This window comes from Mycobacterium sp. ELW1 (assembly GCF_008329905.1).
Taxonomy (GTDB): domain Bacteria; phylum Actinomycetota; class Actinomycetes; order Mycobacteriales; family Mycobacteriaceae; genus Mycobacterium.
Genome location: NZ_CP032155.1, coordinates 2,386,790 through 2,406,406, shown reverse-complemented (window position 1 = coordinate 2,406,406; position 19,617 = coordinate 2,386,790). Strand labels below are relative to the sequence as shown.

General features: G+C 68.1%; 19 protein-coding genes. 7 read left to right on the top strand and 12 right to left on the bottom strand.

From position 1 onward, the window contains the following. Positions 1-30: 30 nt before the first annotated feature. Positions 31-1,521, top strand: coding sequence for an HNH endonuclease signature motif containing protein (locus D3H54_RS11145; RefSeq protein ID WP_286199207.1), 1,491 nt, complete (start codon positions 31-33; stop codon positions 1,519-1,521). 126 nt (positions 1,522-1,647) lie between these two features. Continuing rightward, positions 1,648-4,221: a YncE family protein gene (locus tag D3H54_RS11140; RefSeq protein WP_149379084.1), complete on the top strand. Its 2,574-nt coding sequence runs from the start codon at positions 1,648-1,650 to the stop codon at positions 4,219-4,221. Here the strand turns inward: D3H54_RS11140 and D3H54_RS11135 are convergent. The 3 genes from D3H54_RS11135 to D3H54_RS11125 all read right to left on the bottom strand — a co-directional run bounded on the left by D3H54_RS11135 (position 4,218) and on the right by D3H54_RS11125 (position 6,663). Further along, complete coding sequence (locus D3H54_RS11135; RefSeq protein WP_149379083.1) at positions 4,218-4,730, bottom strand: DUF3145 domain-containing protein; 513 nt, start codon at positions 4,728-4,730, stop codon at positions 4,218-4,220. The two genes, D3H54_RS11140 and D3H54_RS11135, sit on opposite strands and share 4 nt — an antisense overlap. A 108-nt stretch (positions 4,731-4,838) precedes the next feature. Next, positions 4,839-5,666, bottom strand: a complete 828-nt coding sequence (locus D3H54_RS11130) for a serine hydrolase domain-containing protein (RefSeq protein WP_149379082.1) — start codon at positions 5,664-5,666, stop codon at positions 4,839-4,841. A 10-nt stretch (positions 5,667-5,676) separates the two neighbouring features. After that, the gene (locus D3H54_RS11125) at positions 5,677-6,663 is read right to left on the bottom strand and encodes a tetratricopeptide repeat protein (RefSeq protein WP_149379081.1); all 987 of its coding nucleotides are present in this window, start codon (positions 6,661-6,663) and stop codon (positions 5,677-5,679) included. Between the two features lie 36 nt (positions 6,664-6,699). On the opposite strand from D3H54_RS11125, the gene D3H54_RS11120 reads away from it, so the two are divergent. After that, the gene (locus D3H54_RS11120) at positions 6,700-7,785 is read left to right on the top strand and encodes an S-(hydroxymethyl)mycothiol dehydrogenase (RefSeq protein WP_149379080.1); all 1,086 of its coding nucleotides are present in this window, start codon (positions 6,700-6,702) and stop codon (positions 7,783-7,785) included. Then, entirely contained in the window at positions 7,782-8,405 is a 624-nt protein-coding gene (locus D3H54_RS11115; protein WP_149379079.1) for an MBL fold metallo-hydrolase, read from the top strand. The genes D3H54_RS11120 and D3H54_RS11115 overlap by 4 nt, the downstream gene beginning before the upstream one ends. On the opposite strand, the gene D3H54_RS11110 is transcribed toward D3H54_RS11115, so the two are convergent. Then, the gene (locus tag D3H54_RS11110; RefSeq protein ID WP_149379078.1) at positions 8,402-9,556 is read right to left on the bottom strand and encodes a zinc-binding dehydrogenase; all 1,155 of its coding nucleotides are present in this window, start codon (positions 9,554-9,556) and stop codon (positions 8,402-8,404) included. The genes D3H54_RS11115 and D3H54_RS11110 overlap by 4 nt on opposite strands. Positions 9,557-9,567: 11 nt before the next feature. Continuing rightward, positions 9,568-10,290 carry an SHOCT domain-containing protein gene (locus D3H54_RS11105; RefSeq protein WP_286199206.1) on the bottom strand — a complete coding sequence of 241 codons (723 nt, stop codon included), beginning with the start codon at positions 10,288-10,290 and terminating at the stop codon, positions 9,568-9,570. Between the two features lie 101 nt (positions 10,291-10,391). Here D3H54_RS11105 and D3H54_RS11100 point away from each other — a divergent pair, with 101 nt between their 5' ends. Further along, on the top strand, positions 10,392-10,631 hold the full coding sequence (locus tag D3H54_RS11100) for a DUF1049 domain-containing protein (RefSeq protein WP_149379077.1): 240 nt from the start codon (positions 10,392-10,394) through the stop codon (positions 10,629-10,631). Position 10,632: 1 nt separating this feature from the next. Beyond that, positions 10,633-11,745 (top strand): class I SAM-dependent methyltransferase, encoded by a 1,113-nt coding sequence (locus D3H54_RS11095; protein WP_149379076.1) that lies wholly within the window; start codon positions 10,633-10,635, stop codon positions 11,743-11,745. Here the strand turns inward: D3H54_RS11095 and D3H54_RS11090 are convergent. From D3H54_RS11090 to D3H54_RS11080, 3 genes are all read right to left on the bottom strand, one after another. Next, positions 11,737-13,458 carry an Hsp70 family protein gene (locus D3H54_RS11090; RefSeq protein ID WP_149379075.1) on the bottom strand — a complete coding sequence of 574 codons (1,722 nt, stop codon included), beginning with the start codon at positions 13,456-13,458 and terminating at the stop codon, positions 11,737-11,739. The two genes, D3H54_RS11095 and D3H54_RS11090, sit on opposite strands and share 9 nt — an antisense overlap. A gap of 86 nt (positions 13,459-13,544) precedes the next feature. Next, positions 13,545-14,615, bottom strand: a complete 1,071-nt coding sequence (locus D3H54_RS11085; protein ID WP_149379074.1) for an NAD(P)H-dependent amine dehydrogenase family protein — start codon at positions 14,613-14,615, stop codon at positions 13,545-13,547. Positions 14,616-14,659: 44 nt separating this feature from the next. Further along, a complete protein-coding gene (locus D3H54_RS11080) occupies positions 14,660-15,154 on the bottom strand; it encodes a MarR family winged helix-turn-helix transcriptional regulator (protein ID WP_149379073.1) in 495 nt (164 codons plus the stop codon). 92 nt (positions 15,155-15,246) lie between these two features. On the opposite strand from D3H54_RS11080, the gene D3H54_RS11075 reads away from it, so the two are divergent. Beyond that, positions 15,247-16,182 (top strand): NADP-dependent oxidoreductase, encoded by a 936-nt coding sequence (locus tag D3H54_RS11075; RefSeq protein ID WP_149379072.1) that lies wholly within the window; start codon positions 15,247-15,249, stop codon positions 16,180-16,182. Here D3H54_RS11075 and D3H54_RS11070 read toward each other — a convergent pair. From D3H54_RS11070 to D3H54_RS32345, 4 genes are read right to left on the bottom strand one after another with little or no spacing between them, the layout of a single operon-like run. Further along, positions 16,179-17,174, bottom strand: coding sequence for a Rieske (2Fe-2S) protein (locus D3H54_RS11070; protein ID WP_149379071.1), 996 nt, complete (start codon positions 17,172-17,174; stop codon positions 16,179-16,181). The two genes, D3H54_RS11075 and D3H54_RS11070, sit on opposite strands and share 4 nt — an antisense overlap. Beyond that, on the bottom strand, positions 17,171-18,706 hold the full coding sequence (locus D3H54_RS11065; RefSeq protein ID WP_149379070.1) for an FAD-dependent oxidoreductase: 1,536 nt from the start codon (positions 18,704-18,706) through the stop codon (positions 17,171-17,173). Before D3H54_RS11065 ends, D3H54_RS11070 begins: the two co-directional genes overlap by 4 nt. After that, positions 18,703-19,428, bottom strand: coding sequence for a class I SAM-dependent methyltransferase (locus D3H54_RS11060; protein WP_149379069.1), 726 nt, complete (start codon positions 19,426-19,428; stop codon positions 18,703-18,705). The genes D3H54_RS11065 and D3H54_RS11060 overlap by 4 nt, the downstream gene beginning before the upstream one ends. Next, a complete protein-coding gene (locus D3H54_RS32345) occupies positions 19,428-19,610 on the bottom strand; it encodes a hypothetical protein (protein WP_210419673.1) in 183 nt (60 codons plus the stop codon). Before D3H54_RS32345 ends, D3H54_RS11060 begins: the two co-directional genes overlap by 1 nt. Positions 19,611-19,617 lie beyond the last annotated feature (7 nt).

The window sequence follows — 19,617 nt, the reverse complement described above, 5'->3', positions numbered from 1 at the left end:
GTTAGGCGTCCGAGGTCGGACGGATGCGACGTGTCATACCCTGCTGGCATACTCGAACATGTGTTCGATGGCGGGTTGCGGACAGCGAGTGATGCGGCGGTGGTGGAGGCCATCGTCGACTTCGCACGAGCCGAGGCCCAGAACGCGGCGCGCCGGCTGGCCGCAATCGCGGAACTGGTCGCGCGGCGCTGCGCTGACGACGCACGTGCCCACTGGGCCTGCGATGAGTGGGACGCCGCCGCGGCCGAGGTGTCCGCGGCCCTCGGGGTGACGCCGGGGCGGGCGTCGAGTGACATGTTGATGGCGATGTCGCTGCGGCATCGGCTGCCGAGAGTCGCCGAGCTGTTCATGGCCGGGTCACTGAGCTACCGGGTCGCTCAGGCGATCGTGAACCGCACCGAACTGATCGGTGACCCGTCGACGTTGGTACTCGTCGATCGCGCCATAGCCAAGGACGCCATGACGTGGGGTGCGTTGTCGACGCTGAAACTGCAGCGCGCCATCGATTCCTGGGTGGATCGCTACGACCCGGGGGCATTGCGTCAGACGCAGGCTCGCAGCCGGGACCGCGAGATCTGCATCGGCATCCGCGACGCTCGTGATGGTGTGGCCGAGATTTGGGGCCGGCTCGGCCTCAGCGACGCCGCGGTTGTCGATCGCCGGCTCAGTCAGATGGCACATGGAGTGTGCGAGGACGATCCGCGCACCATCGCCCAGCGCCGCGCTGACGCCATGGGTGTGCTGGGCGCCGGCGGAGATCGGCTGGCCTGCCTGTGCGGCAACCCGGACTGCCCCGCCGCCGGCGACGACGACCGGGCTGCCGGCGTGGTGGTGCACGTACTCGCCGACGCCGATGTGATTGACGCCGAACCGGATCCGGGGATGCACGGCGAAAAACCCGATGCCGACCCCGAACCGCCACAGCCACGGGCAGCCAGCGCAGTGCTGACCGGCAACCGGGGCATTGTGCCCGCCCCACTGCTGGCCGAACTCGTCCGCGCCGGGGCCGCGGTGCGTCACCTACGCCGCCCCAAGAACGAGCCCGAACCCCACTACCGGCCGTCGACCGCCCTCGATGAATGGGTTCGACTGCGCGACATGACCTGCCGGTTCCCGAATTGCGATGTGCCCGCCGAGTACTGCGACGTCGACCACACCATCGCCTGGCCGTTCGGACCCACCCACCCGTCGAACCTCGCATGCATGTGCCGAAAACACCACTTGCTCAAGACCTTTTGGGCCGGCTGGTCAGATCGTCAACACCCCGACGGCACCATCGACTGGACCTCACCCACCGGTCACACCTACACCACCCGCCCCGGCAGCCGGCTTCTCATGCCCACCTGGAACACCACCACCGCCACCCTGCCACCGCCCAAAGGCGAACCCCCACCCACCATCGGCATCATGATGCCCACCCGACGACAAACACGGGCCACCCAACGCGCCCACCGCATCACAACCGAACGCACACTCAACGACGCCCGCGTCACCGAACGCAACCGGCCGCCACCCTTCTAGCCGGGCCGCAACTTTCTTTGACACACTCCCCACAACTGCTCACTAGCTGATAAGTTCCTGTCAGCACACGAGAGCAACGATGTCGAACCGGCGGAGTTGCGATCGATCGCGGGGTTGGGGGACTCGATGTATCGCTGGCTTGGAGCCGGTGCGATCGCTGCCGGCATGGGCATCGCGATCGCCAACGGCACGGCAACGGCACACGCCGACGAAGCCGACTCTGGTGCCTCATCGAGCAGCACAGCGTCGGCACACTCGCCGAAGAAAGCCGCGAAGCCGTCGGCCAAGACCGTCCGAGCGAGTTCGGCGGCGAAGGCGGCGCCAGTGGCGGCGCGGTCGACCGCGCGCAACGCTCCGGTGGTTCCAGCGCCCGACCCGGCCGCTCTGGCATTGGCGGTCGTGGCCACCAGCGCACCACCGAAGACCCTGGCGCAAGCGGCCCGCACAGATCCCACTCCCACCGCCGCTGCGAGTGCCGCTGCCACCGCAGCTGATCGCGGCGTCATAGCCAAGATCCCGGTCTATATGCCCTCCGGCGTGGCCATCAGCCCGGACGGTGCGACGGCGTATGTGACCAGCGGCTACTACGGCGATTCGGTCGCGGTGATCAACACCGCCACCAACACCGTCATCACCAAAGTCACTGTGGGCCAAGCCCCACAAGGCATCGCGATCAGCCCGGACGGCACCCGCCTGTACGTCACCAAACCGTCCAGCGATGCGGTGACGGTCATCAACACCGCGACCAACACCGTCAGTGCCACGATTCCCGTCGGCGACAACCCGGAGCGTGTCGCGGTCAGCACCGACGGCGCCCGCGCCTACGTCACCAACTGGAACAGCAATTCGGTATCGGTCATCAACACCGCCACCAACGCGGTCGTCGCGACCATCGCCGTCGGCAGCCGTCCGACCGGTGTGGCCGTCAGCCCGAACGGCGCCAGAATCTTCGTCACGAACTACTACGGAAACACGGTCTCGGTGATCAACACCGCCACCAACACCGTCACCGGCACCATTGCTGTCGGAAGCAGCCCGACTGGTGTGGCGTTCAGCCCGGACAGCACCCGCGCTTATGTCACCACCGAGGGAACGAACTCGCTGTCGGTGATCGACACCGCCACCAACACCGTCACCGCGAAAATTCCGGTGGGCGGATCACCGCAGGACGTGGCGGTCAGTCCCGACGGCAAACGCCTGTACGTCGCAAACCAAGACTCCCCAACGGTTTCCGTGATCAACACGGCGACCAACACCGTCGTCGACACCTTCGCGGCAGGTTCGGGCAATCAGGTGTACGACGTGGCGGTAAGCCCCAACGGTAAGCGCATATACGTCGCGAACTGGAGCGCCAACTCGGTGGTCGTCATCGACCCCGCGGGCACGTCGGCGTCGCTGTCGTTGAACCCGCCGAACGCCTCCACAGGCGCGATCACCGGCAAGGTCACGGTGACCAACCCCAACAACGCCAAGCTGACGTTCACCGTCACCCAGCCCGCCCATGGCAAGGTCACGATCAACAAGACCACCGGCGCCTTCACCTACACCCCGAGTGCGGTCGCCCGGCATGCCGCCTCAGCCAACACTGCGACCCTGGCCGACAAGACCGACACGTTCACCGTGACGATGACCACCAGCCTGGGTGACACGGTGACCATGCCGGTCACGGTGACCGTCACTCCCAAGAACTCGGCGCCCAGCGGCGCCAAGGCGAAACTCGGCACGCCGGACTCGTTCACCGGCGCCATCACCGTCACCGTCACCGCGTCGGATGCCGACAAAGACACCTTGACCTTCAGCACGTCCACGCCGGTGCGGGGCAGCCTGGTTGCCGGCGACAAGCCGGGCACCTTCACCTACACCCCGACCGAGCAGGCGCGACTGGACGCCGGCGCGTCCACCGCGAGCGCGGCGATCAAGGCCGACAACTTCACCGTCACGATTCGAGATGCCCACGGCGGTACCACCACCGTGCCGGTGACCGTGAAGGTCACACCGATCACGTTGACGCCCACCGCATCCAACCTGTTCCGCAACATGCACGACAGCAACGTGATCGGCGCGCAGTTGGTTCTCGGGTCCGACAAGAAGACAAAACGGATGGTGGTCTACACGTCCGGGATCAATCTCGACGCGGCAGAGCTCGCGGCCGCGCTGAGCGGAGTCACGTTCGGCACGGTGGATTCTGACGTCAGTAACTTCATCGACACCATGTACGACGAATGGAAGCCGACGGAGATCATGTTGGTCGGATTCAGCGGCGGTGGCATCCAGATGCAGAACTATGCGGCGTCCGGAACGCACAAAGACGCTGTCACAACGGTGGTCACCTACGGCGCGCCACTGTCGAAGACCCTGACGGATCTCGGGGTGGGAGGCAGCTCGAAGAAAAGCACTCTCGCGATCGTCGACAAGGGCGACAAGCTCATCAACTGGTCCCAGCAGGCGGCGTGGGATTCCTACGACGCGTCCAAGACAGACAATGGCGCTATCGCCTGGACCGACACCAAATTGCTCGGGACCGAGATAGGCCGGGCCCTCGGCGTCGGCAATCACGACGGGCCGACCTACGTCGCTGCGGCGAAGTCATTCGACACGCTGATCAAGACCGCGGGCAGCGCGCTCAAGAACATCAACAAAGACATCCAGCGGTTTGGCGGGACCGTCCTCGACGAGACTCACACCACCATCACGTACTAGCCGACGCCCCTGCTCAGCCAGCTGACCTCGCCGCTGTCACCGCCATCGCGATACGGCTCGAGCGCTTCGTCCCAGGCCGTGCCGAGCACCGAGTCCAACTCGGAAGCCAACGTGTCGGCGCCCGAGGCCATCAAGGTCCGCAACCGCATCTCGCCGACCATGATGTCGCCATTGGCGCTCATCGTGCCGGCCCACAGGCCGAGCTGCGGCGTATGGCAGAACCGCTCGCCGTCCACGCCGGCACTGGGATCCTCGGTGACCTCGAACCGCAGGACCGACCACGAGCGCAGCGCATTGGCCAGCCGGGCACCGGTGCCGACGGGACCAACCCAGTTGGTCACCGCCCGCAGCTGCCCGGGCATGGCCGGCTGTGGGGTCCACTTCAAATTCGCCCTGGCATTCAGGGTCGACGACAGCGCCCACTCAACATGTGGGCACACCGCTGCGGGAGAGGCGTGGATGTACACCACGCCAGTCGTCGCATCGGCGAACTGGTTCGACGCACGCATCACCTTGCTCCTTCGGCTCTACGAGGGACGTCTTCCCCAACGACCTGGTGTAACCGAGTTGCAATAGTGTCGTGCGTGTCTATTGTGCCTTGTGGGGCCCCTGTTGCGCTAGTGCGGTCCGTACTCTCTCAGAACTTCATCAGAGATCGCCCGCCAGACCGGTTTGGCCCACTCGTCGAAATCCCGGTCCGTCAGCACTACCAGCGACAATGCCAGTTCCGGCTCCACCCAGATGAAGGTGCCGGTCTGACCGAAGTGGCCGAACGTCCGCGGCGAGTTCTCAAAGCCCGTCCAATGCGGTGACTTGTCGTCCCGGATCTCGAAGCCCAGCCCCCAGTCGTTGGGCCGCTGCACCCCGAATCCGGGCAGCACCCCGGTCAGACCCGGGAACTGCACGCTGATCGCCTGCTCGTGCAGCTCCGCCGACACTGTCTTCGGGACCAGCAGGTCCGCCGCGAACGCCGCCAGGTCGGCCACCGTCGACAGCCCGCCGAAGCCGGCCGCCTCCGCGCCGCCGTCCAGCCGCGACGCCGTCATGCCGAGCGGCTCGAACACCGCCTCGGCCAAATACCGGCCGAACTCGATCCCCGAGTTCTGTTCGATCGTCTCGGCCAGCACCTGGAAGCCGTAGTTCGAGTAGACCCGGCGTTTGCCGGGTTCGGCCATCAACTCCGCCGAATGCATCGCCAGCCCCGAGGCGTGCGACAGCAGATGCCGCACTGTGCTGCCCGGTGGGCCCGCGGGGGTGTCCAGCTCCACCACACCCTCTTCTATCGCCACCTGTGCGGCGCGCGCCGAGAGCGGCTTGGTCACCGATGCGAGCCGGAATTGGTGAGTGACGTCGCCATACTCGGCCAGCACCCCGGTCGCGCCCACCACGGCGGCGGCGGCGGCCGAAACCGGCCAGTCAGCAATCGAGTCGAGTGGCGTGGCCATCCCGAGCAGGCTACGCGGATGCGGTCAGCAGGCCGGTGTAGGCCCGCTCGATCCACTCGTGGACCTCGGCCAGCGCGGCCGGCGACTGCCGCACGCGCGGCTCTCGCAGCGCGGCCCGCAACACGGTCAGCGCCTCGCGATACCGGCCGCGGCGCACCAGCACCGCCCCGCGCAACACCGTGTCGACGCCGCCGGCAGACTCCAGCTCACGCAGGTAACCCTCAGCCTCATCCACTTCGCCTGCAGCCAAGGCAATTTCGACGCCACCGCGCAGCAGCCGAGGCAACTCCCGCGCGTCAGCCGTCGCGATCGCCGCCCGCACCTGGGCTCTCGCGGTGTCCACATCCCCCAGCGCACAGCGCAATAGCGCTTCACCCGGCTGCGGCACGACACCGGATTCAAGTGCTCGGGCATACGCCGCGAACGCCCCATCCACGTCACCGCGGCGGCGCCGAATATCACCGAGGCGGTGGTACGCCTGGCCGACGACCGCAGGCTGCGGCTCCAGCGTCATCTCCCGCAGCACCGCCGACCGCTCGGCGGCAAGATCGGCGTCGTCACCGAGCACCGCCAGCACGGCTTCCAGATGAGCCAGTTGAGCAGATAGAGCACTCTCCGGCGCTTCGGCGAGCAGTCCACGCGCCCGGCGGATCCATGCCTGACCGATGGCCACCTCACCGTTCGACAACCACGCCGAACCGAGCTCGACAGCCTTGCCCGCCGCCGCATTCGGGTCGGTCCGCACCAGCCGCAGGAAGACGAGTTCACCCATCCGCATCGCCTCACGGCCGTGCCCGAGCCGCCCCGCCGAGGTGGCCATCGCATCGAGATCGTCCAGTGTCAGCGGGCCTACCGCACCGGCCCGGGAAAAGCCCGCATAACTGGTCTCGAAATCGCCGCCGCGGTACGCGGCGCGGGCGGTGACCAGCAGGTCGGACCTGGTGTGAAGGATCGCGGTGAACAAGTCTTCACCGTAGCTCGCCAACGGGACACGCACGGCGCATTCCGCATCCGTCGCGCTAATGTTTGGCCCATGAGTCAGACAGTGCGCGGGGTGATCTCCCGGTCGAAGAAGCAGCCCGTCGAGTTGGTGGACATCGTGATCCCCGACCCGGGCCCGGGCGAGGTGGTCGTCGATGTCATCGCCTGCGGCGTCTGCCATACCGATCTGACCTACCGCGAAGGTGGCATCAACGACGAGTACCCGTTCCTGCTCGGCCATGAGGCCGCCGGCACCGTCGAGTCCGTCGGCGCCGGAGTGACCAACGTCGAGCCGGGCGACTTCGTCATCCTGAACTGGCGCGCGGTGTGCGGTCAGTGCCGCGCCTGCAAACGCGGCCGCCCCTGGTACTGCTTCAACACCCACAACGCCGCGCAGAAGATGACGCTGACCGACGGTACCGAACTGACCCCCGCGCTCGGTATCGGCGCCTTCGCCGACAAAACGCTGGTCCACGAAGGACAGTGCACCAAAGTCGATCCCGAGGCCGACCCCGCCGTGGCCGGCCTGCTCGGCTGTGGCGTGATGGCCGGGCTCGGTGCGGCGGTCAACACCGGCAACGTCGGCCGCGACGACACAGTTGCGGTCATCGGGTGCGGCGGCGTCGGTGACGCCGCGATCGCCGGCGCCGCTCTGGTCGGCGCGAAGAAGATTATCGCCGTCGACACCGACAACAAGAAGCTGCAGTGGGCGCGCGAATTCGGCGCCACCCACACCATCAACGCCAAAGAACTCGACCCTGTCGAGACCATCCAGGACCTGACCGACGGCTTCGGCGCCGATGTGGTGATCGACGCCGTCGGGCGTCCGGAAACCTGGAAGCAGGCCTTCTACGCCCGCGATCTCGCGGGAACCGTTGTGCTGGTGGGTGTTCCGACCCCCGACATGAAACTCGAGATGCCGCTGGTCGACTTCTTCTCCCGAGGCGGATCGCTCAAGTCGTCCTGGTACGGCGACTGCCTGCCCGAACGGGACTTCCCCACCCTGATCAGCCTTTACCGCGAGGGCCGGCTGCCGCTGGACAAATTCGTCTCCGAACGCATCGGCCTCGATGCCATCGAAGACGCCTTCCACAAAATGCACGCCGGCGAAGTCCTGCGTTCGGTGGTCATCCTGTGAGCGGCATCGAGCGGGTGGTCACCCACGGCACCTTCGAACTCGACGGCGGCAGTTGGGAAGTCGACAACAACATCTGGATCGTCGGTGACGAGTCCGAGGTCATCGTCATCGACGCCGCCCACAACGCCAAGGCAATCGAGGACGCCGTCGGCAACCGCCACGTCGTCGCGGTGGTGTGCACCCACGGACACAACGACCACATCACCGTCGCGCCGCAACTCTCCGCCGACCTCGACGCACCGATCCTGCTGAATCCCGCCGACGACATGCTGTGGCGGATGACGCACGGCGACAAGCAGTTCGGCACCCTCGAAGACGGTCAGGTACTCAAGGCCGACGGCATCGAGCTACACGCCATCGCGACCCCGGGTCACTCCCCCGGCTCCACCTGCCTCTACGCGCCGGCCCTGGGCGCGGTGTTCTCCGGCGACACGCTGTTCCAGGGCGGTCCCGGCGCGACCGGTCGCTCGTTCTCCGACTTCCCGACCATCCTGGGGTCGATCAAGGACAAGCTCGGCAAGCTGCCCGCCGATACCGTCGTCTACACCGGCCATGGCGACACCACGCGGATCGGCGACGAGCTGGTGAACTACGACGACTGGGTCAAGAACGGCTCCTAGGGAGCAGTAACGGCGCTGCGGGGATCGACGAGGATCTTCGCGTGCACCTCCGGGTCGCCCAGCGCGTCGAAGGCCGCCGCGACACCGTCGAGCCCGACCTTGCCGGTGACCAGAGCGGACGCGTCGAGCTTACCGTCGGCCAGCATGTGCAGGGTGTCGCGGAATTCCAGTGGCGTGTAGGCGAATACGAACCGCAGGTCGATCTCTTTGGCATTGGCCATCGACGGCCGGAGCTGGTCGGCACCCATGCACACCCCAGCCACGACCACCCGTGAGTTCAGCGGCGCCGCACCGATGATCCCGTCGAGCACGCCGGGCACACCAACGCATTCAAAGATCACCGGTCGCTTGGGTCCGGCCGCGCCGAGTGCGTCCGCAACGCGGTAGACGTGCTCCCAGCCCGGTAGCTTCCGCAGCTTCTCCATGGCGCTCATGCCCGTTTCGTAGAGTGCCGTGGCATCGGTCAGGCCGACAGGTCCGGCCTTCTCATACGGCGAGTCCACCCTCGGATCGACCACGACGTGCGCACCGCAGCGGGCGGCCAGCTCCCGCCGGCCCGCCGAGAAGTCGCTGGCCACGATGGTGCTCACCCCGAGCGTCTTGAGTTGGCAGATGATACCCAAACCGACCGGCCCGCAACCGATCACGACGGCGGTGTCGCGCTTCTTGATCTCGCTTCGGCGAACCGCGTGCAGTGCGACCGCCATCGGCTCGGTCAGCGACGCGATGTCCAGGGACAGCCCGTTGGGGACCGCGAACGTCATCGCCGCCTGCACCAGAACCTGCTCGGCGTACCCACCGGGCGCGAGCGGGGACAGCCCGGTCAAGTGCACGCCGCCGTGGGCGCGGACCAGCGGGAACGACACAACTCGCGTGCCGACCTTGAAGGCCTTCGACGTCTTGGGCCCGCGCTCGGCGACTTCCCCGGCGAATTCGTGGCCCATCACCACCGGGGTGTCGCTGCGCATGAAGTGGTGGTAGCCCATCTCCTCCGTAGTGCGACTCACCTCGTCGGCATGGTCCTTGGCGTGCAGATCCGAACCGCAGATGCCGCAGCTGGCGACGTCGACCACCAGTTGACCGTCGGCCGGTTCGGGCGCGGGCAGGTCGACCACCGAGAGATTTCCGTGCACACAGCTGACAGCCTTCACGGCGTCCGAGCCTACTCGCCGAGAATCCGGCGCTTCTCCGCGTCGAACTCGGCTTGGGTCAGTGCACCGGAATCCCGCAGTGCCGCGAGCGATTTCAGCTGTTCGAGGCGCACTCCTTGGTCCGAGGGAGTGTAGTGCCCGGTCGCGATGAAGGGCTCCGGCTGGGCGCCGGCGACGAAGGCGAACGACGGGTCGGTGACCCGCCGTCTACGCAGGAACACCGACGCGATCAGGTCCACCACGCCCAGCCCGAACACGCCGGCGAAGACCCACGGAAGGTAGCCGGAGCCGCTTTCCTTGCCGAAGGCCAGCCGCGGGTTGATGTAACCGTTCACCTGGCCGTCGGTGCGGATCTGGTAGGTGCCCGCGGCGGGAATCTCGGCTTTCCAGATGCGGATGTGGGTGTCGCTGTTGACCGTCGTCAAGGTGCCGTGATCCTCGGTCAGCACCGGGTCGGCAACACCGTCCGGCGGCACGATGTTCAGTCGCAAAGTGGGCAGCGGGAATCCGCTCGACGGCGAACCGGTCACCGAGGTGTGAAAGCTGATCTGCGCCTGCCCGGCCGGCAGCTGCACCTGGCCCGACCCCGGAATGGGCACCTCACCGTAGGCGTCGAATTCGTCGAGCACGAAGAGGTTGAGCATCATCACGACGAAGAAGCCGACAGCGCCGACCACCATCATCAGGATCCCCGAGGTCATCAGGATGCGGGACACAGTCTTGATGCCGGCCATGGCCGAAAGTGTGTCACGCCAGGAGCGCACCGGCCTGACTTCTCCGCCGAATCCCCGGCCAGCGACTAACGTCAAGCTTCTGACACAACGGGGAGGTTGCGATGTCCAGGGAGGACGACGGTAAGCCCACCGGCGGTGCGGTGCGGCGTTTCGCTCTGCGCTACTGGCTGGCCATCATCCTGGTGGTCCTGGCAGCAGTCTTCATCGCCCAGAATCGCGACCGCCAACGGGTGCACGTCCTGTGGATCACCGTCGAATCGCCGATGTGGCTCTTGCTTACCGCGATGGCCGTCGTGGGTCTTGTGGTCGGGCTGCTGTTGCACCGCCGCCGCAGGAACTGACGTGCGCGAATCGAGCATCGTGGTGCGCCCGCAGCCGATGGGCAGCCACACCTACACCGAGTCGTCACGCCTGCAGGCCGCCGGATTACGCACCGCGACAGCGCGTTTCGAGGCGGCCGCGCGGATCGTCGCGATCCCCCGGGCGCCGCAACCGATCGCGATCGTCGACTACGGCGCGGCAACGGGGTACAACTCGCTGCTCCCGATCGGCGCGGCGATCACCGTCATCCGCAAGCGCACCCGCTCCGACCACGCGATCCTGGTGGCCCACACCGATGTGCCCGGAAACGACTTCACCACGTTGTTCAGCACGCTGGCCGACGATCAGGACAGCTATCTGAAGAAGGACTCGGCCACCTACGCCTCGGTGGTGGGCCGCTCGTTCTACAGCCAGATCCTGCCGTCGGACAGCATCGCGCTGGGCTGGAGTTCCTGGGCGATCCACTGGCTGCGCCGGGTGCCGGTGCCCATCCCCGACCACGTCGAGATCTCCTACAGCGCCGACGACGAAGCCCGGCGCGCCTACGCCCGCCAGGCCGCCGAGGACTGGCGCGACTTCGTCGCCTTCCGCGGTCGCGAGCTGGCGCCCGGGGGCCGGCTGCTGGTGCTGACCGTCGGCCTCAAGCCGGATGGCACCTCGGGATTCGAGGCCGCCTTCGACGCCATCATGTCGGCCCTGCACCAGTTCGTCCGCGACGGTCTGATCACCGACGAGGAATTGCGCCGGATGTCGATCCCGTCGACGGGCCGCGACGAGAAGGACTTTCGGGCACCGTTTCACCCGTCCGGCCGATTCGAGGGTCTCTCGATCGAGGACGTGGAGCTGTTCGACGGCGAGGACCGGTTCTGGTCGCAGTTCCAGAGCGACAAGGACGCCGACGCCTTCGGCACGAATTGGGCTGACTTCCTTCGCGGTTCGATGTTTCCGACGCTCGCGGCCGCGGTGGACGCCGACGCCGAGGCGGGGGCGAGTCGCGACCGGCGCAGTACGCGGCGGCGCGAATTCGTCGACCAGCTACACGCTGCCCTGGCCGCTCAGCTGGCGGCGGCACCGGCGCGGATGTCCATCCCGCTGGGGCTCGTCGTGCTGGAGAAGCGGCGTCGCTCAGCCTGACGCCGGCGGCTGCACGAATATCTGCGGCAGACCCGGAATCGTCGGGATCGGCGGAATCGTCGGGATGAACCGCGGCTGCTGCGTCGGTGGCGCAACTGTCTGCGTCTCGGTCTGCGTCACCGGCGGCGGCGTGGACACCTCGGTGGTGACGACGGTCGTCGTCTGCGTCTCGGTGACCGGCGGCGGTGGCGGTGCCTCGGTGGTGACCGGCGGCGGAGGCGGCGCCTGCACGATCTGGGTCTGGGTCACCGGTGCGGGCGCCTGCACCACCGTCTGCGGCGCGGGGGCCTGCTGCACCGCCTGGTTCTGCACCGGCGCCGACGTCGGGTCGCCGGTGGGCGCCGGAGCAGGCGCGGCCTGCGGGGTGGTGGTCACGCTCGGGGTCGGTGTCACCGGGTCGGGACTGCTGTCGGCGCTCAGCGCGACGGCCGTTCCCGCGCCGGCCATCAGGATCACCAGCAGTGCGGCGGCGACCACCGGCATCGGACGCCGGTACCACGCGGGCGCGGCGGCCGCGGACTCGGCGGGCTCGGGGTCCGGCTCGAAATCCAGTAGCGGACGGGCGGCGACCTGCGGCACCGGCTCGACGGCGGGTTCGAGGTCCGGCACGTCGGGTGCCTCCGACCAGGCCAAAGCCACGCCGGTGGCCGGCCCTGCGGCCGGTTCGAACGGCGCGACCGGAACGACCGGGGCCGCAGGTGCCAGCGCGGTGGCACTGTCGTCGGCCGGCCCGCGCGCGGCGCGCAGCGCGCCGCCGATGGCGCCGGTGAGGGCCGGGCGCGGGGTGGTGATCACCGGAACGCGCAGGTGCTCGGACAGGGTCGTGGTGATCACCGGGATCGCCGCGCCGCCGCCGATCGAGGCCACCGCGGCCAGATGGCTCGGCCGCACCCCGTTCCTGGCCAGGGTGTCCTGCAGGACCGCGACGAAGTCGTTCAGCGCGTTGCCCATCGCCCCGTCGAGCTCGGTGCGGGTGAGCCGGACGTCACCGTGGAAGTTGGGCAGCTCGGCGGGCAGCGCGGTGACCGTGACGGTCGACAGCCGCTCCTTCGCCGCTCGGCACTGGGCCCGCAGCCTGGTCAGCGATCCGATCGCCGAGGTGCCGGTGACGTCGAGCGTCCCGCCTGCCGACAGTTCGGCGATCACGTGGGCCAGCAGGCCCTGGTCGATCAGGTCGCCGGAGAAGTCGAGGTGCCGCACGGTCGGCGCGATCGGCGCAGAGGTCGCGCCGTCGACGAGGGTGATCGACGTGCCGGTGCCGCCGAAATCGCACAGCGCGATCACACCGCGGGTCGGCAACCCGGGATTGGCGGCCAGCGCGGTCAGCGCGGCAGTGGTGTCGGGGATGAACAGCGGCTCCTCGGCCGACCACTCGGGAACCTGCCGGATCGCGCGCCGCAGCCCGTCGACGGCGGACGGCCGCCAGTGCGCGGGGTGGGTGATCGCGACGGTCGGCGGCAGCGGCCTGCCACTCGTAGCGGCGTAGGCCAGCGCCCTCAGCGCATCGGCCAGCAAAGTCTCTGCGTGGTGCACCGAGCCGTCGGGCGCCACGATCCCGACCGGGTCGCCGACGCGGTCGACGAAGTCGGTGATCACGACGCCGCTGGGCAGCGTCACAACGGCTGGGCCGGTGACGGCGTTATCCGGGGTGACAGCGGCCAGTGCGGTAGCGCCGACCGACAGGCCGACCGCCGGCCTCGTTGGGTCTGTCATGTCGTCCAATCCGGGCACCCGCGCATGCGGGTAGCCCCGTGCTTCGGATTCACCAAAGATGTCGATCCGAAGCCGCAGGACGTTACTCAGCGAATGGTGCCGCGACCCGGAATCAGGGGCAGGTCCAGCGGGGTGACCCAGCCCGGAGGCAGGTCATTGACGGCCGGTACGGCGTTGAGCGCGCGCAGCCCGGTGGACAGGCAGCCCGCGGTCGCAGCGTCGCGCCCCGAACCGTCGGTGAACCTGAACGCAGTCTCCTGGAAGATGCTGGGAGTGCCCTGGATGTCGACGCGGTAGACGTCGTCCTGGGTGCCCGACGGCCAATCCGGGGCGGCATCCTGGCCGATGCGGTTGACGTGCTCGAGCTGGATGCGGGTCTCGCCCTTGTAGACGCCGTTGATCGTGAAGCGGACCGCCGCGACGTGGCCGGCCGGGATGACGCCCTTGACGGTCTTGCGCTCGGTGGGGGTCACCCACTTGTCCCAGGTGGTGGTGATCTCGTCGAGCTCGATGCCGGCCGCGGAGGCGATCATCGGCACCGTCGCGCCCCAGGCGAAGACGAGGATGTCGGAGTTCTGCAGCAGCGGCTTGAACTCGGGTTCGCGGCCGATGCCCATCTCGAATTCGTAGTCGCCCTCGTAGTTGGTGTAGTCCAACAGCTCGGAGGCGCGGACCAGTTTGATCTGCGAGGTCAGGCCCATCAGTGTCATCGGGAACAGATCGTTGGCGAAGCCGGGGTCGATGCCTGTGGTGAAGCACGACGACTGGCCCGCCTCACAGGCCCGGGTGATGGGGTCGATCCAGTTGGGCGGATTCAGGTGCATCTTCGGCCACACCCACGGCGTCATCGCGGTCGAGCAGACATCGATGCCCGCCTGCAGGAAGCGTCCGATCAGATCGATGTTGGCATCGGCCTGCGCCGCGGTCGGGCCATAGTGCACCAGCGCGTCCGGCTTGAGTGCGATCAGCGCGTCGACGTCGTCGGTCGCCGCGATGCCCACGGTGGGGATGCCGCAGATCTCCCCCACGTCGACGCCCACCTTGGCCGGGTTGCTGACGCCCACGCCGACCAGTTCGAAGTCGGGATGGTCCAGCACTTCCGGAATGACCATCCGACCGACGAAACCCGTACCCCAGATCACCACGCGCTTGGCCATGAACGGAGGCTAGCCCGGTTGTCGCCGACGTCAGGGCCGATGTCTCAGTGCGCGGACCCGTGGCTCTTCCGCGGCGCGGCGGACCGGGGCGGCTGCTCCCGCATGTGGTCGCGGACGCGCGTCATGAGGTTGCCCAGGGTGCGGACGTCCTGCGCCGACAGGGTGTCGAACAGCAGTCCGCGAACGACGTCGATGTGGCCGGGAAGGACCTTGTCGAGGCGGCGACGGCCCGCCTTGGTGATGGTCACGACGGTCGCTCGCTGATCGACGGTGCTGGGTGCACGGGTGATCAGCCCATCGGCCTGCAGAACTCCGGCCTGATGGGTCAGCCCGCTGCGGCTGTAGACCACTTCATCGGCCAGCTCGGTCATCGTCAGCGGCCGGCCGGCGTCGACGAGCTTGGCCAGGATCTCGAACTGGACGTAGCTCAATCCGCCCTCGGCCTGCAGCTGTTGCTGGACGGCGTATTGCAGCAGGCTCGCCGCTTCGGTGAGGGCGAAGTAGGTGCGCATCTGCGACGGGTGGAGCGCGTCGGCCATCTCCCGATCGTACCGGGAATGTTTCGAACTCGAAGCAAGTTACCGACTGTGTAACTGCTTCGAGTTCGAAGCAACCGACCAAGGAGACCACCATGAAGGCAGCGATTTACCACCGGTACGGCGACAGCGACGTTCTGCAGTACGGCGACATCGAGCGGCCGGCACCCGGCGCGGGCGAGGTTCTGGTGAAGGTCGCCGGAACATCGTTCAACCCGGTCGACGCCGGGATCCGCGGCGGCTACCTGCCGGACGTCTTCCCGATCGCCTTCCCGCACGTGCCGGGTATCGACGTGGCGGGCACGATCGTCGAGCTTGGCGCTCACGTCAGCGGATGGCAGGTCGGCGACGCGGTGGTGGGTCTGCTGCCCATGGTGGCTCGCGGTGCGGCCGCCGAGTATGTGGTCGCCCCGGCCGAGGCGCTGGCAACCGCTCCGACGTCGGTGCCGCTGGCCGATTCCGCCGCGCTGCCGACCGTCGGTCTCACCGCCTGGCAGGCCCTGTTCGAGGTGGCCGGCCTGACGGCTGGTCAGAGCATCCTGATCAACGGTGCGGGCGGAGCGGTCGGCGGCTACGCGGTACAGCTCGCGCATCAGGCCGGCGCGAAGGTCACCGCCACCACGAAACCCAGTGCAGCCGAACGCCTCCGCGCCCATGGGGCCGACCAGCTGATCGGCTACCTGGACTACACGGCCACCCCGATCGCCGACGGAGCGCCGTTCGACGTGGTGCTCAATCTGATCGGCACGACGCCCGACGAAACCGAGGCACTGGCCGCACTGGTGGCCGACGGCGGGCACTACGTCGGCACCATGACCTCGGGGCCGGAGACTCCGCAACGTGGGCTGCGCAGCCAACGGGTGTTCGTCCGCAGCGACGCCGCCCAACTCGCCGGCCTGGTCGGCCGCGTGGATGCCGGTCGACTGACGATCGATGTCGCTGATCGCCGGCCCCTGGCCGAGATCGCCGCGGTGCACGCCGACGCCGATGCCGGCCGGTTGCCCGGCAAGACGATCCTGACCGTCGGCTAGCCGGAGGTGTTGTCGCGCAAGGCGTAGAGCCGCTCGGCGTAGGCGAGGTCGTCACGCCACAACCGGGTGGCCGCCAGGCGCATGAACGGCGTGATCAGCGGCGCCACCCGCAGCGAGTGATGGAAGCCGGTGCGATCAGATTGTGCGACAACGGCTTCGATCACCGCTGTGCGTGGGCGACCGTCGCGTCCCGGCCCCATCGGGGTGGCGTGGGTTTCGACGACGCTGCCGGTGCCCTCCCCGTCCACGATCCGCATGACGATGGTGCGCGGCTCCGGGGCGGTGAACTCCGCGATCACCGGCACGCCGAGTCGTCCCATCCGGAACGTCACCGCCACCAGGAACCGATCGGCGTCCTCGTCGGCGTCGACCGCCGGGGCGCTCAGCACCTCCAACTGGGTGAACGAATACGGATGGAACCAGGCGCCGTGCCAGGGGTCGAGCCGGTTCGCGATGATGTCGGACGGTTCGCACACGCCGTCCAGCCGAGTCACCGCGGCCAGCCGCGGCCCCGCAGGACGCGCCGGGATCACCGGGGCGTCGAGCGGCGGTTCGCCACCCACCCGATCCAGCCGGACCCAGACCAGGACGCCGTCGTCGAAGGCGGGCAGCGGCTTCCAGCCGAATTCGCGGCCACCCTCGAGCCGCAGCCCGTGCCACGGGCAGATCAGGCCGCCGCACTCCACTTTTCCGGTCGCGAGGTCGGCACCCAGATGCGGGCAAGCCGCGGGCCCGACGTGCAGGCCGCGCTGCTGATCTCGCCACGCGACGATGTCGAGTCCACCGACCCGGGTGCCGAACGGCCGATTGGCCCGGACGTCGGTGCTGGCACCGAAGACATACCAGTTTCCACTGGGCCGATCCTCGGCGCGGCGCAGCGCGGCGGTGATCAGTGCCGGCTGGGCGTCCTGATAGGTGGGTCGCTGTCCCGCCCAGTTCGCCTTGGGGATTACTTGCAGCGGAATCGATTTCATCCGCGACCGGAAGCTCATGACGCGCGCCTTTCCCGGCTGGCCAGCCGGCGCAACAGCGGTGAGCGTCCGTGTACCGGCACGGTGTGCAGGGTGTGTCCGGAGATCCCCCACCCGGCGAGCAGTTGGTTGGCAGCCGTCCATCCGGTGGTGGCGGCGCGCTCCATCAGCGCGACGGGCAGGTCGATGCGGATCCCATCGCCGGCCAGCATCAGACCGTGGACCGGGGTCTCGACGGTCGGCCGGTTGGCGAACGCACCCGGGGCGAACAACGGGCAGTCGTCACGGACCAGCAGTGCCTCCTTGACGATCCCGGCCGCTGCGGTCTCCGGGTAGAGCTGGTGCAGCCGGGCCAGCATGCGCTCGCGAAGGTCGTCGACCGCAGGCTCGTCACCCACCGAGTAGGAATGCACCTCGACGACCGAACCACGATGTGCGCGAGCCCATTCGGCGGCCTGGCTTTCGTAGTTGCTGACCACGCTGATGTTGTCGACAGGGTCCAGGCCGCCGGTGCCGAGGAAGGCAGGCCGATCGGAGTTCACCGGACGGTCCAGCCACAGTCGCTGCACCATGAACGGCGGCGCGGTCTGCATCTGTGCGATGTTGTGACGCCAGCCCTCGTCACCGAGGCCCGGCGAGGCGGCCACGATTCGTTGCAGCGCAGCGACATCGGTGGCCAACACCACACCGTCGGCGTCGATGGTGGCTCCGGTGGAATCGCGCACCTGTAGCCGCTTGGCGCCACCGCGCGCCACCGATTCCACCGACACCCCACGTCGCACTCGAACACCGTGCTCGATCAGGTACTGGCCCAACGGTTCCCACAGCGCGGTGTCGAAATTCGACGCGGCGACGTCGAAGACCAATCCTTCGCTCGAGCCCAGGAAGTAGATATGGAACATCGTCGCCAGCTCCGCCGCCGAGAGCCGCTCCGGCCGGGCGAAGAAACTGCGGGCGAATACCTCGAATGCGAGGTGGCGGGCGGCGACGGGGAAATTGATGTCGGTCAGGAAGGTGCCCGCGTCGACTCCGTCGAGCTGCTCATAGATGTCCGGTACCGACACCGCGGCCAGCGGGGCGGCAGCAACGGCGTTGAGCCGCATCAGGTCCCGCATCCGGAAGGTGGGGCTGCGCAGCGCGAAGGCCAGCGCATTCCACGGCGGGGTCTTCGGCAGCCCGCGGAAGGTGTCGCGCCGGCCCTCGCCATCGACCAGCGGATAGTCCTCGACGGCCCGCAGCCGCTCGAGCTCGGGATCGGTGCGGCTCAGCAACCACCGCAGGTTGTAGTACTGCCGGAAGAACGCGTGGAAGCCGCGGTTGTTCGCCACCTGGGTGCCGTCGGGAAGCTGCTCGGTCCAGCCGCCGACCCGCCCGCCCAGATAGTGCTGCGACTCCAGAAGGTCAACGGAGACACCGCGTTCAGCCAGGCCGGTGGCAGCCGCCAGGCCGGCGATCCCGCCACCGACCACGACGACGTGCGGCGTGGCGGGCAGCGCGTGGGCATGCGGCACCCCGGCGATTGCCGGGTGGGCGACGCGACGAGGGTCGATCATCGCGGTGCGTCCGCCAAGAAGGTGTGCACGATGTCACGCTGCCAGCCGGGCATCGTCTCGCTGTGCACACCGGCGAAACCCGCTGCCGTCAGCCGGCGCTGGAATGCGGCCGCGCCGTCGAACGTGTTCACACTGCGCCACAGGTGCCGATACAGGGTGGCATTGCGGGTCTGCCGCCAGCCGGACGGGATGATGATGCCCCAGCACACGGCGTTCCAGATCGCGGAGGCGGCGCGGGAATCACGCACCGAGTACTCGTGCACGGCCAGCGTTCCGCCGGGCCGCAGCAGCTCGCGGAACGTCCGCAACTGCGCGTCCGGGTCGGCGAGGTTGCGCAACAGATACGCCGCGAGGATGCCGTCGAAGGGACCTTCGACGCCGGCGTCGGCGATCTTCTCGATCGGGCTGTGCACGAAGCGGACCGAGTCGGGCCAGGATTTCGCATTCGCCTCGGCCAGCATGCCCGCCGAGGCATCGACGGCCACGATCTCGGCATGCGGCGCGGCATCCAGCAGCGCGGCCGTCGAGGCACCCGTGCCGCAGCCCGCGTCCAGCAGCCGCAATCCACGCCCGCCGCCCGGAATCCGCATCCGTCGTGCGGAGATCCGCAGGTGGTCGTGATAGCCGGGATTGGCCCCGACCAGCTTGTCGTAGGCGTGCGCACCGACGTCGAAGGCGCCGGGAACCTGGGCGCGTTCCAGCCCGCGGTTGGTTACGGTCATCATCGATCTCCTGGATCATCGCGACGGGTGTAGATCACGATCGGCGTCGGCAGCATGGTCACCCAGCCGTCGACGATCACCTGGAATGCCAGCACGATGCCCATCGATATCCAGTATTCGACCTTGCCGGACAACCCGGTGCGCAAACCGCCGATTCCAGCGACACGATCAGGTACTGCCATCGATCCA

Coding starts and splice junctions, on each gene's coding strand:
- D3H54_RS11135 (WP_149379083.1), bottom strand. CDS start 4,730: ATGCGTGCGTCGAACCAGTTCGCCGATGCGACGACTGGCGTGGTGTAC.
- D3H54_RS11120 (WP_149379080.1), top strand. CDS start 6,700: ATGAGTCAGACAGTGCGCGGGGTGATCTCCCGGTCGAAGAAGCAGCCC.
- D3H54_RS11140 (WP_149379084.1), top strand. CDS start 1,648: ATGTATCGCTGGCTTGGAGCCGGTGCGATCGCTGCCGGCATGGGCATC.
- D3H54_RS11065 (WP_149379070.1), bottom strand. CDS start 18,706: ATGATCGACCCTCGTCGCGTCGCCCACCCGGCAATCGCCGGGGTGCCG.
- D3H54_RS11085 (WP_149379074.1), bottom strand. CDS start 14,615: ATGGCCAAGCGCGTGGTGATCTGGGGTACGGGTTTCGTCGGTCGGATG.
- D3H54_RS11070 (WP_149379071.1), bottom strand. CDS start 17,174: ATGAGCTTCCGGTCGCGGATGAAATCGATTCCGCTGCAAGTAATCCCC.
- D3H54_RS11080 (WP_149379073.1), bottom strand. CDS start 15,154: ATGGCCGACGCGCTCCACCCGTCGCAGATGCGCACCTACTTCGCCCTC.
- D3H54_RS11060 (WP_149379069.1), bottom strand. CDS start 19,428: ATGACCGTAACCAACCGCGGGCTGGAACGCGCCCAGGTTCCCGGCGCC.
- D3H54_RS11090 (WP_149379075.1), bottom strand. CDS start 13,458: ATGACAGACCCAACGAGGCCGGCGGTCGGCCTGTCGGTCGGCGCTACC.
- D3H54_RS32345 (WP_210419673.1), bottom strand. CDS start 19,610: ATGGCAGTACCTGATCGTGTCGCTGGAATCGGCGGTTTGCGCACCGGG.
- D3H54_RS11130 (WP_149379082.1), bottom strand. CDS start 5,666: ATGGCCACGCCACTCGACTCGATTGCTGACTGGCCGGTTTCGGCCGCC.
- D3H54_RS11075 (WP_149379072.1), top strand. CDS start 15,247: ATGAAGGCAGCGATTTACCACCGGTACGGCGACAGCGACGTTCTGCAG.
- D3H54_RS11100 (WP_149379077.1), top strand. CDS start 10,392: ATGTCCAGGGAGGACGACGGTAAGCCCACCGGCGGTGCGGTGCGGCGT.
- D3H54_RS11105 (WP_286199206.1), bottom strand. CDS start 10,290: ATGGCCGGCATCAAGACTGTGTCCCGCATCCTGATGACCTCGGGGATC.